The organism is Shinella sp. S4-D37 (assembly GCF_040812195.1).
Lineage (GTDB): Bacteria > Pseudomonadota > Alphaproteobacteria > Rhizobiales > Rhizobiaceae > Shinella.
The window spans coordinates 3,771,296-3,784,383 of the sequence record NZ_JBFNXL010000005.1 but is presented as its reverse complement, the minus strand read 5'-3'; the positions used below and the strand labels follow the sequence as shown (position 1 = coordinate 3,784,383).

Below are 13,088 nucleotides of genomic sequence, written 5' to 3'. Positions count from 1 at the left end.
TCATGATTCGGTCGCGAGGATTCCAGCCTTTTCGCACCAGTCGCGCAAGGGGGCGAGGTCGGGATGGGCCAGCGCCCGCTCCAGATTGCGCAGGGTGCGCGGCATGTGGCGCATATAGGCCGGCTTGCCGTCGCGCTGCATCAGCCGCACCCAGAGGCCGACGAGCTTGCAGTTGCGCTGCGCCGCCATGACGTGCCAGTCGCGCAGGAAGCGCTCCCGGTTAAAGCCGGGCTCCTTCGCCCGCAGCGACAGGTAATGGTCGAGCACGCCTTCCGCCACGCCCTCCGGCATGTCGACGCGCGCATCCTGTACCAGAGAGGCGACGTCATAGGCCGAGGGGCCGATCATCGCATCCTGGAAATCGATGATGCCGACCCGGTCGGTGCCGGTCGCCTCCGGCCGCCAGATGAGGTTCGGCGAGTGGAAGTCGCGCAGCAGCAGATTGTGCTCGGCGTCGGCAAGGCTGTCGATCAGCCCGTCCCACAGGACGACATAGGTGCCGCGCTCGTCCTCGCTTGCCGGCGTGCCGCGCGTGTAGGGCAGGTACCAGTCGATGAGGAGGCTCACCTCGATCTGCATGGCGTCGCGGTCGAAATCCGGCACGCGGTGCACGATGTCGCCGGCAACGGGAAGATCCCGTTCCGCGGCCTCCCCGTGCAGGCGCGCAAGGCAGGCGGCGCTTTCGCGGTAGCGCTCGGCGATCGGCACGCCGTTCTCGTCGAGCACGCCTTCGCTGCCGAGATCCTCGATCAGGAGGATGCCCTGATCGATGTCCATCGCATGGATGGCCGGGGCGCGCAGGCCACGCGCGACGAGATAGCGGCCGATGGCGATGAAGGGTTTCACGTCCTCGGCGATATGGGCGATCTGCTGGTAATATTTGCCATGGGCAAGGATCGGGCCGGGCGTGTGGCGCGGCGAATCCATCAGCACGAAACGCGTGCCGCCGGCATCGACATGCTCATAGGCCCGCACCGAGGCATCGCCCGTCAGGTGGCGGCGCACGGCATTTCGGTAGCCCGCTTCATCGAGGAAGGCGCGGATCGCCAGGGAGCGGCGGATACGGGCCAGCGCCGGTGCCGGAGCGTCGATGGTGACGCGCCGTCCCTCGCCCTCATGCAGGAAGCGGAGCGAAATCCCCTCCGCCGGCAGCGTACCAAAACCCTTTTCCGGCCATTCGACGAGGCAGATGCCGTCGCAAAGCGCCTCGTCGAAGCCGAGTTCGTCGATCTCGGCGGCATCGGCGATGCGGTAGAGGTCGAAATGGGCGACGGGGATGCGCAGGTCGTAGCTCTGCACCAGCGTGAAGGTCGGGCTCGGCACTTCGAGATCGGCGTCGTCGGCGATCGCCCGGATCAGCGCGCGGGAGAAGGTCGACTTGCCGGCGCCGAGATCGCCCGACAGCGCGACATAGTCGCCGCGCTTCAGGCCGAGCGCCATGTCCTCGCCGAAGCGTATGGTGGCGGCTTCGTCGGGAAGGAAGAGGTCGAGCACCATCCGGGCTTATTCCGCCGCGGCGAAGGAGGTCATCGTCGCAGACGGGATGCGGCAGGTGACGTCCGTGCCGCGGCCCTCGCGGCTGTCGATGGTGACGGTGCCGTGGTGCAGGCTGACGAAGCTTTCGACGATGGACAGGCCGAGGCCCGCGCCGCCGCGCCGGCCGTGGCTTTCGAAGCGGTCGAACACCGTCTTCAGCACGTCCTGCGGAATGCCGGGCCCGCGGTCGGAGACGGTGAAGACGAGGTCGGCGCCCTCGCGCCAGCATCTGAGGCCGATGGAGCTGCCTTCCGGCGCGAAATTCGCCGCGTTGCTCAGGAGCTTGATGAGGATCTGCTTGAGGCGCTGCTGGTCGGCGACGATGGTGCCGAGATTGTCGGGCGCGGTGATTTCCAGCGTCACCTGCGCCTCGTACAGCCGGTCGGCGAACTGCATGGACACGTCGTCGAGCAGGTCCGTCAGGTTGATCTCGCTGTAGTCGAGCTCCATGATGCCGGCATCGACGGTCGCAAGGTCGAGGATGTCGTTGACGATGGTCAGCAGCACCGCCGAAGACGTCGCGATATGGTCGACATATTCGGCCTGCCGGTCGTTGAGCTCGCCCATGGTCGGCGTCTTCAGGAGATCGGCGAAGCCGATGATGTTGGTCAGCGGCGAGCGCAGCTCGTAGGAGACGTGCTGCACGAAATCGTTCTTCAGCGCGTCGGCCTTGCGCAGCGCCTCGTTCTTTTCCGTCAGCGCCCGGCTGACGCGCACGCTGTCGGTGATGTTGACGAAGGTCAGCATCGTCTGGGCGTTGGAAAGCGGGATGACGGCGAAGTCGAGCACGAGGCCCGTGCGCAGCTCCAGCACGCCCTGGCAGGAGGGGCGTTCGTCGTCGAAGCTGGTGATGATATGGGCGAAACGCTTCCAGCCGTCCGGCTTGTCGTAGGACGGTGCGCAGGCCTGCTCGATGGCGCGGATATGGGTGCCGGACTTCGCCTCGGCCTCGCTGATGCCCCAGAGCGCGCGGAAGGCCGGGTTGGAGAGGCGGATGCGCCCGTCCGGGCTGAACACGGCGACGCCCTCGGCAAGATGGTCGATCGTCTCGTCCTGCACCTGCACCAGCGTGTTGTAGCGCGTTTCGAGATCGACCTTTTCCGTCAGGTTCTCGAACACCCAGGTCGCGCCGCCCTGCGGGCGGGCGGTGGCGAAGACGCGCAGCGTCTGGCCGTTCGGCAGGTGCCAGAGGTCTGTCTGCGTATCGATGGCGCGGTAGACGGAAAGCGCGTTGTCCTTCCACTGTTTCCAGTTGAGCTGTTCCGGCAGCTTGCCGCCGGCCCGCAGGCGGTCGAGCAGTTCGCCGTTGCCGGGCTTGCGTTCGAGGAAGGCCGTGTCGATCTCCCACATGCGCTGGAAGGCCTGGTTGTAGAATTGCAGGCGCTGCTCGCCGTCGAAGATCGCGACGGGCGTCGCCAGGTGATCGAGCGTTTCGGCATGGCTTTTCAGGGTGCGCACCAGTTCCTCGCGCACCGCCTCGATATCGGAGACATTGACGGCGATGCCGGCCGAACCCGTCGGGCTGCGTGCATCGACGACGTCGAAGAAGCCGCGGTTGCCGTGCACGACGGTGGAGACCTTGTCGCGAAACGGCGCGTCATAGGTGCTGGCGGCGCGGATCTTTTCGCGCGCGATGGTCGGCAGCAGCTCGCGGCCCTCGGTGACGGCGCCGGCGGCGTCCCTGGCCTCGACGGCCTCGGCATAGGCTTCGTTCACCCAGGCGAGCGAACCGTCGGCGGCGCGCTGCCAGACGGGCAGGTCGATCTGGTCGAGCAGGCCCTGCAGCGTGGTGAGCGCCTGGACCAGCCGGTCGCGTTCGAGCCTCAGTTCGGCCGCTTCCGCGCGCAGATTGTTCAGCGCCACGAAGCGCACGAAGGCTTGGCCGCCGGAAACGCGGCCCTGCGCCTCCAGCACTTCCTCGCGGCTCGTTTCGAGGATGAGGTCGAAGCTCTGCGCCTGCGAGCGCAGCCGTTCCACGGCGCGCTCGATCTCGGCGGCGGAATTGGGCTTCAGCCAGCGGCCGAAGGCGAGGAACTCGCGGTCGGCCTGCGGCGCGCCGGTCTCGGCCGGCAGCTGGCCCAGGAATTCCGGCTTCTCCGAAAGGCCGTCCCATACGACGATGCGGCGGTCCTTGTCGCCGATCAGCGCCTGGAGGCGGGAAACGTTGTGGCGGGCATCGGAAAGATGCGTCCTCAGTTCGCGGCTTTCCGCTTCCATGCGGCCGCGCTGGCGGATCATCCAGATCGCCGAGACCATGGCGGCCGACATCACGCCGAGCAGCATGGAAACGGTGACGATCTCCGCGGTGGCAAGATGGGGGCCGGCTGCATGCGCCGGGCCGGCGAGCGCCGTCAGCGCCGAGCCGGCCGACAGTGCCGATACGAGACGCCGCCTGCCGCCCGTAAACCATCTGTTAACCATGAATTTATTCTGCGCAAGCGAATGCGCCCTGTCCCGCTCCGGCATGGCAAAAGCCTGCCCGGAACGGCCTCGTTTTCTGTCCGCCATCATCCCCGGTCTGTCTCCGTCCGTTTGCCGCCTGATCGACAAGACATCCCAATCCAGCGCGAAGGGTCCGCATCTTTCCGCCGAATCAATGCCTTAAAGGATACTTGTTTCCAGAATCGTCGGGAAGGGATGCGCCCAAAAAAGAAGCTGCGCGCTTGTGTCAAGCGCGCAGCCCCTAGATGTTGTGGATAACCTGGGTAAGGATCAGTACCTGTAGTGTTCGGCCTTGAACGGACCCTGGGTCGTCACGCCGATATAGCCGGCCTGCTCGTCGGAGAGTTCCGTGAGCCTTGCGCCGAGCTTGGCGAGGTGCAGGCGGGCGACCTTCTCGTCGAGCTGCTTGGGCAGGACGTAGACCTCGTTCTTGTAGGTCTCGCCCTTGGTGAAGAGTTCGATCTGGGCGAGGACCTGGTTCGAGAACGAGGCGGACATGACGAAGGATGGGTGGCCGGTGGCGTTGCCGAGGTTGAGCAGGCGGCCTTCCGACAGCAGGATCATGCGGTTGCCCTTGGGGAACTCGATCATGTCGACCTGGGGCTTGATGTTCGTCCACTTGAGGTTCTTGAGCGCGGCGACCTGGATCTCGTTGTCGAAGTGGCCGATATTGCCGACGATCGCCATGTCCTTCATCTCGCGCATATGCTCGATGCGGATGACGTCCTTGTTGCCGGTGGTGGTGATGAAGATGTCGGCGGAGGAGACGACGTCCTCGAGCTGCACGACTTCAAAACCGTCCATGGCGGCCTGCAGGGCGCAGATCGGGTCGATTTCCGTGACCTTCACGCGTGCGCCGGCGCCGCGGAGGGAGGCGGAGGAGCCCTTGCCGACGTCGCCGTAACCGCAGACGACGGCGACCTTGCCGGCCATCATCACGTCGGTGCCGCGGCGGATGCCGTCGACCAGCGATTCCTTGCAGCCGTACTTGTTGTCGAACTTCGACTTGGTGACTGAGTCGTTGACGTTGATCGCAGGGAAGGGCAGCAGGCCCTTCTGCTGGAGCTGGTAGAGACGGTTGACGCCGGTTGTGGTTTCTTCCGTCACGCCCTTGATGGCGTCGCGCTGCTTGGTGAACCAGCCCGGGGAGGCGGCGAGGCGCTTCTTGATCTGCGCGAAGAGGATTTCCTCTTCTTCCGAGCCGGGGTTCACCAGCACGTTCTCGCCGGCTTCGGCGCGCGCGCCGAGCAGGATGTACATGGTGGCGTCGCCGCCATCGTCGAGGATCATGTTGGAGAGGCCGCCATCGGCCCACTGGAAGATCTTGTCGGTATATTCCCAGTATTCGGTGAGCGTCTCACCCTTCACGGCATAGACCGGGATGCCGGCGGCGGCGATAGCGGCGGCGGCATGGTCCTGCGTGGAAAAGATGTTGCACGAGGCCCAGCGCACGTCGGCGCCCAGCGCCACAAGCGTCTCGATGAGCACGGCCGTCTGGATCGTCATGTGCAGCGAGCCGGTGATGCGCGCGCCCTTGAGCGGCTTCGCCGCGCCGAATTCCTCGCGGCAGGCCATCAGGCCCGGCATTTCCGTTTCGGCGATCTGAATTTCCTTGCGGCCGAAATCGGCGAGCGCGATATCGGCGACGTGGTAGTCCTTCGTGGTGGTCATGGGGTCTCCAGCCTTTTGGCACGTGCGGCGTAAAGAATGCCCTGGCACATGCGTGGACCGAACAGGTGCTGTTCGTGATGGCGCTTCCTATCAGGAAATGCCGGCTGGATCAACAGGATATAAAGAAGTCTTTATATCCTTATGTCGTCGCTTGGTTTACATTTCTTCGCCGAAACGATCGGTGACCAGCGCATCCAGCGCGTCGAGCACCTCGCGGGCCTGGGCGCCGGCGGCGGTCACCAGCACGGAACAGCCGGGGCTGGCGGCGAGCATCATCAGGCCCATGATGGAGGTGCCGCCCACGGTCATGCCGTCCTTGGAGACGGTGACCTCGGCATCGTAGCCGTCGACCGTCTGGACGAATTTCGCCGAGGCGCGGGCGTGAAGCCCCCGCTTGTTGATGATGAGAAGCTCTTTCGAGACGGTCATGGAGGGCGGAAAACCTTATTTGCCGCTCAGGACGCGGCTTGCCACGTTGATATATTTGCGGCCGGCCTCGGAGGCGTCGATCAGCGCCTTCTCCATATTGTTCTCGCCGCGCACGCCGGCAAGCTTGATCAGCATGGGAAGGTTGACGCCGGCGATCACCTCGATGCCGTCGCCGTTCATCACCGAAATGGCGAGGTTCGAGGGCGTTCCGCCGAACATGTCGGTGAGGATGATGACGCCATGGCCCTGGTCGGCCTTCATCACCGCCTCCAGGATATCCTGGCGGCGCTGGTCCATGTCGTCCTCGGGGCCGATGCAGACGGTCTCGATCGCTTTTTGCGGACCAACGACATGTTCAAGGGCGTGCCGGAATTCCTCCGCAAGCTTGCCATGGGTGACAAGCACCAGTCCTATCATCAGCAGTCGCTCCAGTTTCCCAACTCAAACGGACGGCGGAATACCGCAATGCAACAATTCCGTCCACCGTTGGGGTGGCCATCATGTCAATGAAAAGACCAAGTGCAAGCCAAAAATGCCCGATTCCGCTTTTTGACGGGGCTTTCGCGGTCAACTCTTCAGGATTTCCGGGTGAATCGCGACGAGGGCCGAAAAAGCGCTCACGCCCGGAAAGAGCGGCAGCCTCGTCAGGGGGAGGGGAAAGGAGAGGAGGATCTCGACGGTTTCCTCTTCCGGCGGCAGGCGCTCGGTGAAAGGCGGTTCGATGAGACGGATCGCCCGGGTGAGAACGGCCGCCTCGATCGTCTCCACCGTGACGATGCCGGCGCCCCGGACCTCCGCAAGACCGGCAATGCTTTCCGGCGCCCGGGCAATGAGCCGGCCGTGCGCTTCGGTGATGAGAACCTGGTCGTCGCCGACGAGGGCGGCGAAGAGACCACGGGCGCGGGCGGCCTCGATGCAGTGCAGTGCGACGGCGCTTTTTCCGGTGCCGGAGGGGCCGATGAAGAGAAGTCCGCTCGTGCCGATGACGATGGCGGTGGCATGGCGGTTCACGGGCGCTGTGTTCGACATGCCCCTCATTCCGCTCATTTCTGGTTGCCGGTCGGCAGCGACAGCGTGAAGCGGGCGCCGGCGAGGGTGCCGGTCGCCTTGTCGACGATGTTGTCGGCCTTCAGCGTGCCGCCATGCGCCTCGGCGATCTGCCGCGAGATGGAGAGGCCGAGGCCGGAATTCTGGCCGAAATCCTCGGTGGCGGGGCGGTCCGTGTAGAAGCGCTCGAAGATGCGGTCGATGTTTTCCGCCTGGATGCCGGGACCGTTGTCCTCGATCTGGATGATGCAGCGGTCGTTGCGCCCGCGCGCCAGGCGCACGACGATGCGCCCGCCGGGATCGGGCACGAAGGAGCGGGCGTTCTCGATGAGATTGGTGACGATCTGCCCGATGCGCAGCTCGTAGCCGGATATCTCGAACTTCGTCTTGGGATTGTCCTTGCGATCCACGACGAAGTCGAGGGTCACCGGCTTCTTGCGCGTGTTGACCTGGCGGGAAATGTCGATGAGGTCGCCGAGCAGCTTTTCGAGGTCGATGGTGCGGGCGTCGCTGCGGGCAAGCTCTGCATCGAGGCGGGACGCATCCGAGATGTCGCTGATCAGGCGGTCGAGCCGGCGCACGTCGTGCTGGATGATGTCGAGCAGCCGCTTCTTCGATTCCTCCGTGCGCGCCAGCGGCAGGGTCTCGACGGCGCTGCGCAGCGAGGTCAGCGGGTTCTTCAGCTCGTGGCTGACGTCCGCGGCGAAACTCTCGATGGCGTCGATCCGGTCGTAGAGCGCATTGGTCATCTGGCGCAGCGCGATGGAAAGGTTGCCGATCTCGTCCTGGCGCACGGAGAAGTCGGGGATCTCCTCGCGTTCCTTCGCCCCGCGCCGCACACGGATCGCCGCCGCCGCAAGCCGGCGCAGCGGGTTGGCGATGGTGCTGGAGAGCAGCAGCGACAGTGCGATGTTGACGAGGCCGGCAACGCCCGCAACGCGCATGATGGCGAGGCGCTCGGCATGGACGATCTTGTCGATGTCGCCCGCCTGGGTCGACAGCAGAAGGACGCCCAGCACGGCGCGGAACCGCTGCACGGGCACGGCGACCGAAACGATCAGCTCGCTCTTGTCGTTGACGCGCACGACGGCGCCGCGCACGCCGGTCAGCGCGTTCATCACTTCGGGATAGATCGAGCCGTCGCCGCCCGGCGCTTCCTTATACAGCGGCAGGTTGCTCGGCTGGAGAATGCGGTTGAACCAGACGTTCATGCGCTCGATGATGCTGATGCTCTCCGGCTCCACCGGCGGCAGGTCGAAGCGCAGCACCTGGCCCTGGGTATAAAGATGCCGCGAATCGAGCAGCAGGTTGGCGTCCGTGTCGTAGATGCGCGCGCGCGTGCGCGTCGGCGAGATCAGCCTTCTCAGGACAGGGGCGACGCGCTCGGGATTGATCGGGAATTCGAGGTCCTCGTCGTTCGGCAGCGGCGTGATGCTCTGGCCGGCCTGCAGCTCCAAGAGCTTTTCCGGATCGATGGTGATCGAGTTGGTATCGACCGAGGCCGAGGCGGAGATCGCGCCGGCGATGATCTCGCCCTGGGTGAGCAGGCTCTCGACGCGCGCATCGATCAGCCCCTCGCGGAACTGGTTGAGATAGAGGATGCCCGCGACGAGCACGACGAGCGCGACGAGGTTGAAGAACAGGATGCGGCGCGTGAGGCTGGAAAAGACGGCATTGCCGAAGATGCGGCGGGCGAGCGTGAAGGGATGGGTCCAGCGGCGGCGGAGGGACCGCGGCGCGGGCCGGCCCTCGACGTCTTCCCCATCCTTTTCCGGCGCTGTCTGTAGCAAGCGGGTCGTCCTTCAAGCGGGCGGCAGGACGCCGCCCGACCGCGGCATGCCATCGCCGCCGCGGTTCATGCAAGCGAAATCGCGTCTCAGGCCATCTCGCGAAAACGATACCCGACGCCGTAGAGCGTTTCGATCATGTCGAAGTCGGTGTCGACCATCTTGAACTTCTTGCGAAGGCGCTTGATGTGGCTGTCGATGGTGCGGTCGTCGACATAGACCTGCTCGTCATAGGCCGCGTCCATCAGCGAATCGCGGCTCTTCACCACGCCGGGGCGCTGCGCCAGCGAATGCAGGATGAGGAATTCGGTGACGGTCAACGTCACCGGCTCGCCCTTCCAGGTGCAGGTATGGCGCTCCTGGTCCATGACGAGCTGGCCGCGCTCCAGCGAGCGGGCGGCAACCTCGCCGGCCTTCGCGGCGCTGCCCGCGGCCCCCGCGGAGGCGGCCGCCTCGCGGCTGGAAGCCCGGCGCAGGATCGCCTTGACGCGCTCGACCAGCAGGCGCTGCGAGAACGGCTTGGTGATGAAGTCGTCCGCGCCCATCTTCAGGCCGAACAGTTCGTCGATCTCCTCGTCCTTCGAGGTGAGGAAGATGACGGGGATGTCGGATTTCTGGCGCAGCCGGCGCAGAAGCTCCATGCCGTCCATGCGCGGCATCTTGATGTCGAAGATGGCAAGATGCGGCGGGCGGGCGAGAAGGCCGTCGAGCGCCGAGGCGCCGTCCGTATAGGTCTCCACCTTGTAGCCTTCCGCCTCCAGGGCGATCGACACGGATGTCAGAATATTCCGGTCGTCGTCAACGAGTGCGATCGTCTGCATCCTGCTGGTCTCCATATTCATAGGCGCCTTTCCCGACCTCGGATCGTTTCCTGTCCTGGATGTGAAGCGCCTTCCTGGGGGTAAAGGTGGAACAAATTGTGGCGAAGATAAAGGGTGACGTTTCGGCTTGGCATTTCGAGTCTTTTTTAAATCGATTATTCAAACGATTAAAAAAGTCACATAATTATTTAAATCGATTAATTGATTGATATCATTGCCTAATTTTTATTTTTTTCTTGTCTTTCTGACGGCCGCGCATTAGGTTCCCGCAAAATTCACCCCAGTCTCGTTGCCTTGGAGGAAAACTGGACCATGCAGGAACTTGGCGTTCGCAACCCCGCTCAGGGGCTTACCGCGATGGGTATCCACACCAACGGCACGGTCCGGTACAACTTTGCAGCAGAGGCTCTTTATGAAGAGGCCCTCGGTCGCGGCGAGGCTGTCAAGACTGCCCATGGCGCCCTTCGCGCCCTCACCGGCCAGCACACCGGCCGCTCCCCCAAGGACAAGTTCGTCGTGCGCGACGAAAACACCGACGGCGCCATCTGGTGGGACAACAACAAGCCCGTCTCGCGCGCGCATTTCGACGTGCTGCACGCCGACATGCTGGCCCATGCGGCCGATCGCGACCTCTTCGTGCAGGATCTCGTCGGCGGCGCCGATGCGGATTACGCCCTGCCGACCCGCGTCGTCACGGAACTCGCCTGGCATTCGCTGTTCATCCGCAACCTGCTCATCCGTCCGGAAGAGAAGGACCTTGCGGCCTTCGCCCCGAAGCTGACGATCATCGACCTGCCGACCTTCAAGGCCGATCCGGAGCGCCACGGTGCCCGCACGGAAACCATGATCGCCTGCGACCTGACGCGCGGCATCGTGCTGATCGCCGGCACCTTCTATGCCGGCGAGATGAAGAAGTCGGTCTTCACCGTGCTGAACTGGCTGCTGCCGTCGGAAAAGGTCATGCCGATGCACTGCTCGGCCAATGTCGGGCCGGATGGCGATGCGGCCGTGTTCTTCGGCCTTTCGGGCACCGGCAAGACGACGCTGTCGGCCGATCCGACCCGCACGCTGATCGGCGACGACGAGCACGGCTGGGGCGAGAACGGCATCTTCAACTTCGAAGGCGGCTGCTACGCCAAGACGATCCGTCTTTCGGCCGAGGCCGAGCCGGAAATCTACGCGACGACCCAGCGCTTCGGCACCGTTCTGGAGAATGTCGTGCTCGACGCGAACGGCGTTCCGGACTTCAACGACGGTTCGCTGACGGAAAATACCCGCTGCGCCTATCCGCTGGACTTCATCCCGAATGCCAGCGAGACCGGCCGCGCGCCGCATCCGAAAACGATCATCATGCTGACGGCCGATGCCTTCGGCGTCATGCCGCCGATCGCGCGATTGACGCCCGACCAGGCCATGTACCACTTCCTGTCCGGCTACACCGCCAAGGTCGCCGGCACGGAGCGTGGCGTGACCGAGCCGGAAGCCACTTTCTCGACCTGCTTCGGCGCTCCCTTCATGCCGCGTCACCCGACGGTCTACGGCAACCTCTTGAAGGAGCTGATCGCCGAGCATGGCGTCGATTGCTGGCTGGTCAACACCGGCTGGACGGGCGGCGCCTATGGCGAGGGCCGCCGCATGCCGATCAAGGCGACGCGCACCCTGCTCGCCAGCGCGCTCGACGGCTCGCTGAAGGACGCGCTCTTCCGCCGCGACGACAATTTCGGCTTCCAGGTCCCCGTTTCGGTGCCGGGCGTCGATACGAAGATCCTCGATCCGCGCTCGACCTGGGCCAACGGCGCTGCCTATGACCGGCAGGCCCGCAAGCTCGTCGACATGTTCATCGCGAACTTCGAGAAGTTCGAGAACCATGTGGACGGCGGCGTGCGCGATGCCGCGCCGGGCCTGAAGGTTGCCGCCGAATAGGCTTTTGCCGATGATTCACGTGAAACCCGGCCCTTGCGGCCGGGTTTTTCGTCTGCGTTTCGTCTCGCGCGGCGGCTTCCCGTTTTGCCCGCTGCCGGTTAGAACGGCCGGGAAAGGAATTTCCATGGCGAGCGCCCCCCTCTACATCAAGAGTTCGATCACGATCGCCGGCTGGGAACTGACCGAGCAGTTCGTGCTGGCGGGCGGTCCGGGCGGGCAGAACGTCAACAAGGTCTCGACGGCCGTGCAGCTCTTCTTCGACCTGCGCAACTCGCCCTCGCTGAACGACAGGGTGAAGGCCAATGCGGAAAGGCTCGCCGGCCGCAAGCTCTCCAAGGACGGCGTGCTGATGATCGAGGCGAACCGCTTTCGCAGCCAGGAGCGCAACCGGGAGGATGCGCGCGAGCGGCTGAAGGAGCTCATCCTCAAGGCGGCCGAGCCGCCCCCGCCGGCACGCAAGAAGACGAAGCCGACGAAAGGCTCGGTCGAACGCCGGCTCAAGGAAAAGTCGGGCCGCTCGGACGTAAAACGCATGCGGGCCAAGCCCGGCGGCGAATGATTGCTGCAACCTGGCCGTTATCGCTGGGGCCTTTCCTTTGCGGAAAGCCTCTGCTTTAGTTCGCAAAACCAGGCAAGAAAGACCAGGGAGATAGCCATGGGTCTCTTCAGCTTCATCAAGAACGACGGCAAGAAGCTCGGCATCGGCGACGACAAAGCGCCCGCTGATCTCCGACGCCAACCGGCCAAGATCTATCCCGGCCAGGTGCTGCGCATCCCGGACCCGGCGGAAGCGTGAGCGGGCATGGCTGAGCGCGGCTTCGCCCCGGGGTTGCGTTACTTTCCCGATCACTTCGACCGTCCGGCGCAGGAGGGCCTTCTCGGCGCTATCAGGCAGGTCGTGGCCGAGGCCCCGCTCTTCGTGCCGCGCATGCCGAAGACCGGCAAGCCGATGTCCGTGCGCATGACCAATTGCGGCGCGCTCGGCTGGGTGACGGACAAGGACGGCGGCTATCGCTACCAGCCGACCCATCCGCAGACCGGCCGCCCCTGGCCGGCCATTCCGGGAGTGCTTCTTGCCCTGTGGAACGCGGTTTCCGGCTTCGAGAAGCCACCGGAGGCCTGCCTCGTCAATTTCTACGATCCGGACGCGAAAATGGGTCTGCACCAGGACCGGGACGAGACAGAATTTGCCGCGCCCGTCGTGTCCGTCTCGCTGGGCGACCAGTGCCTGTTCCGAGTCGGCGGCGTTTCACGCGGCGATCCCACGCGGTCGTTCCGCCTTTCGAGCGGCGACGTCTTCGTGTTCGGCGGGGAAAGCCGGCTGATCTTCCACGGCGTCGACCGGATCTATCCGGGCACCTCGACGCTGCTGAAGAACGGCGGGCGCATCAACCTGACGCTGCGCCGGGTCAATCCCTGACTTCGGTCGTAA

General features: G+C 64.7%; 12 protein-coding genes. 4 read left to right on the top strand and 8 right to left on the bottom strand.

The features are described from left to right. From tsaE to AB3G45_RS26040, 8 genes are all read right to left on the bottom strand, one after another. Positions 1 to 1,497 carry a tRNA (adenosine(37)-N6)-threonylcarbamoyltransferase complex ATPase subunit type 1 TsaE gene (gene tsaE / locus AB3G45_RS26075; protein ID WP_367833286.1) on the bottom strand — a complete coding sequence of 499 codons (1,497 nt, stop codon included), beginning with the start codon at positions 1,495 to 1,497 and terminating at the stop codon, positions 1 to 3. A 6-nt stretch (positions 1,498 to 1,503) separates the two neighbouring features. Continuing rightward, positions 1,504 to 3,957 carry an ATP-binding protein gene (locus tag AB3G45_RS26070; RefSeq protein ID WP_367833285.1) on the bottom strand — a complete coding sequence of 818 codons (2,454 nt, stop codon included), beginning with the start codon at positions 3,955 to 3,957 and terminating at the stop codon, positions 1,504 to 1,506. A gap of 291 nt (positions 3,958 to 4,248) precedes the next feature. Further along, on the bottom strand, positions 4,249 to 5,649 hold the full coding sequence (gene ahcY / locus AB3G45_RS26065; RefSeq protein WP_367833284.1) for an adenosylhomocysteinase: 1,401 nt from the start codon (positions 5,647 to 5,649) through the stop codon (positions 4,249 to 4,251). Between the two features lie 156 nt (positions 5,650 to 5,805). After that, on the bottom strand, positions 5,806 to 6,078 hold the full coding sequence (locus AB3G45_RS26060) for an HPr family phosphocarrier protein (protein ID WP_367833283.1): 273 nt from the start codon (positions 6,076 to 6,078) through the stop codon (positions 5,806 to 5,808). A gap of 15 nt (positions 6,079 to 6,093) precedes the next feature. Continuing rightward, positions 6,094 to 6,495: a PTS sugar transporter subunit IIA gene (locus tag AB3G45_RS26055; protein ID WP_367833282.1), complete on the bottom strand. Its 402-nt coding sequence runs from the start codon at positions 6,493 to 6,495 to the stop codon at positions 6,094 to 6,096. A 150-nt stretch (positions 6,496 to 6,645) separates the two neighbouring features. Next, positions 6,646 to 7,107: an HPr kinase/phosphorylase gene (locus AB3G45_RS26050; protein ID WP_367833281.1), complete on the bottom strand. Its 462-nt coding sequence runs from the start codon at positions 7,105 to 7,107 to the stop codon at positions 6,646 to 6,648. Positions 7,108 to 7,121: 14 nt separating this feature from the next. After that, a complete protein-coding gene (locus tag AB3G45_RS26045; protein WP_367833280.1) occupies positions 7,122 to 8,915 on the bottom strand; it encodes a stimulus-sensing domain-containing protein in 1,794 nt (597 codons plus the stop codon). Between the two features lie 86 nt (positions 8,916 to 9,001). After that, positions 9,002 to 9,733: a response regulator transcription factor gene (locus tag AB3G45_RS26040; protein WP_367833279.1), complete on the bottom strand. Its 732-nt coding sequence runs from the start codon at positions 9,731 to 9,733 to the stop codon at positions 9,002 to 9,004. A gap of 312 nt (positions 9,734 to 10,045) precedes the next feature. Here AB3G45_RS26040 and AB3G45_RS26035 point away from each other — a divergent pair, with 312 nt between their 5' ends. The 4 genes from AB3G45_RS26035 to AB3G45_RS26020 all read left to right on the top strand — a co-directional run bounded on the left by AB3G45_RS26035 (position 10,046) and on the right by AB3G45_RS26020 (position 13,076). Continuing rightward, the gene (locus AB3G45_RS26035; protein WP_367833278.1) at positions 10,046 to 11,656 is read left to right on the top strand and encodes a phosphoenolpyruvate carboxykinase; all 1,611 of its coding nucleotides are present in this window, start codon (positions 10,046 to 10,048) and stop codon (positions 11,654 to 11,656) included. Positions 11,657 to 11,780: 124 nt separating this feature from the next. Further along, on the top strand, positions 11,781 to 12,215 hold the full coding sequence (gene arfB / locus AB3G45_RS26030) for an alternative ribosome rescue aminoacyl-tRNA hydrolase ArfB (RefSeq protein WP_367833277.1): 435 nt from the start codon (positions 11,781 to 11,783) through the stop codon (positions 12,213 to 12,215). A gap of 96 nt (positions 12,216 to 12,311) precedes the next feature. Further along, positions 12,312 to 12,452 (top strand): hypothetical protein, encoded by a 141-nt coding sequence (locus tag AB3G45_RS26025; protein ID WP_367833276.1) that lies wholly within the window; start codon positions 12,312 to 12,314, stop codon positions 12,450 to 12,452. A 6-nt stretch (positions 12,453 to 12,458) separates the two neighbouring features. Beyond that, positions 12,459 to 13,076 carry an alpha-ketoglutarate-dependent dioxygenase AlkB gene (locus AB3G45_RS26020; RefSeq protein WP_367833275.1) on the top strand — a complete coding sequence of 206 codons (618 nt, stop codon included), beginning with the start codon at positions 12,459 to 12,461 and terminating at the stop codon, positions 13,074 to 13,076. Positions 13,077 to 13,088: the final 12 nt, after the last annotated feature.

Excerpts from the sequence above, each read along its gene's own strand:
- AB3G45_RS26060 (WP_367833283.1), bottom strand. The coding sequence starts at position 6,078 with ATGACCGTCTCGAAAGAGCTTCTCATCATCAACAAGCGGGGGCTTCAC.
- arfB (WP_367833277.1), top strand. The coding sequence starts at position 11,781 with ATGGCGAGCGCCCCCCTCTACATCAAGAGTTCGATCACGATCGCCGGC.
- AB3G45_RS26050 (WP_367833281.1), bottom strand. The coding sequence starts at position 7,107 with ATGTCGAACACAGCGCCCGTGAACCGCCATGCCACCGCCATCGTCATC.
- ahcY (WP_367833284.1), bottom strand. The coding sequence starts at position 5,649 with ATGACCACCACGAAGGACTACCACGTCGCCGATATCGCGCTCGCCGAT.
- AB3G45_RS26055 (WP_367833282.1), bottom strand. The coding sequence starts at position 6,495 with ATGATAGGACTGGTGCTTGTCACCCATGGCAAGCTTGCGGAGGAATTC.
- AB3G45_RS26040 (WP_367833279.1), bottom strand. The coding sequence starts at position 9,733 with ATGCAGACGATCGCACTCGTTGACGACGACCGGAATATTCTGACATCC.
- AB3G45_RS26020 (WP_367833275.1), top strand. The coding sequence starts at position 12,459 with ATGGCTGAGCGCGGCTTCGCCCCGGGGTTGCGTTACTTTCCCGATCAC.
- AB3G45_RS26025 (WP_367833276.1), top strand. The coding sequence starts at position 12,312 with ATGGGTCTCTTCAGCTTCATCAAGAACGACGGCAAGAAGCTCGGCATC.
- tsaE (WP_367833286.1), bottom strand. The coding sequence starts at position 1,497 with ATGGTGCTCGACCTCTTCCTTCCCGACGAAGCCGCCACCATACGCTTC.
- AB3G45_RS26035 (WP_367833278.1), top strand. The coding sequence starts at position 10,046 with ATGCAGGAACTTGGCGTTCGCAACCCCGCTCAGGGGCTTACCGCGATG.
- AB3G45_RS26070 (WP_367833285.1), bottom strand. The coding sequence starts at position 3,957 with ATGGTTAACAGATGGTTTACGGGCGGCAGGCGGCGTCTCGTATCGGCA.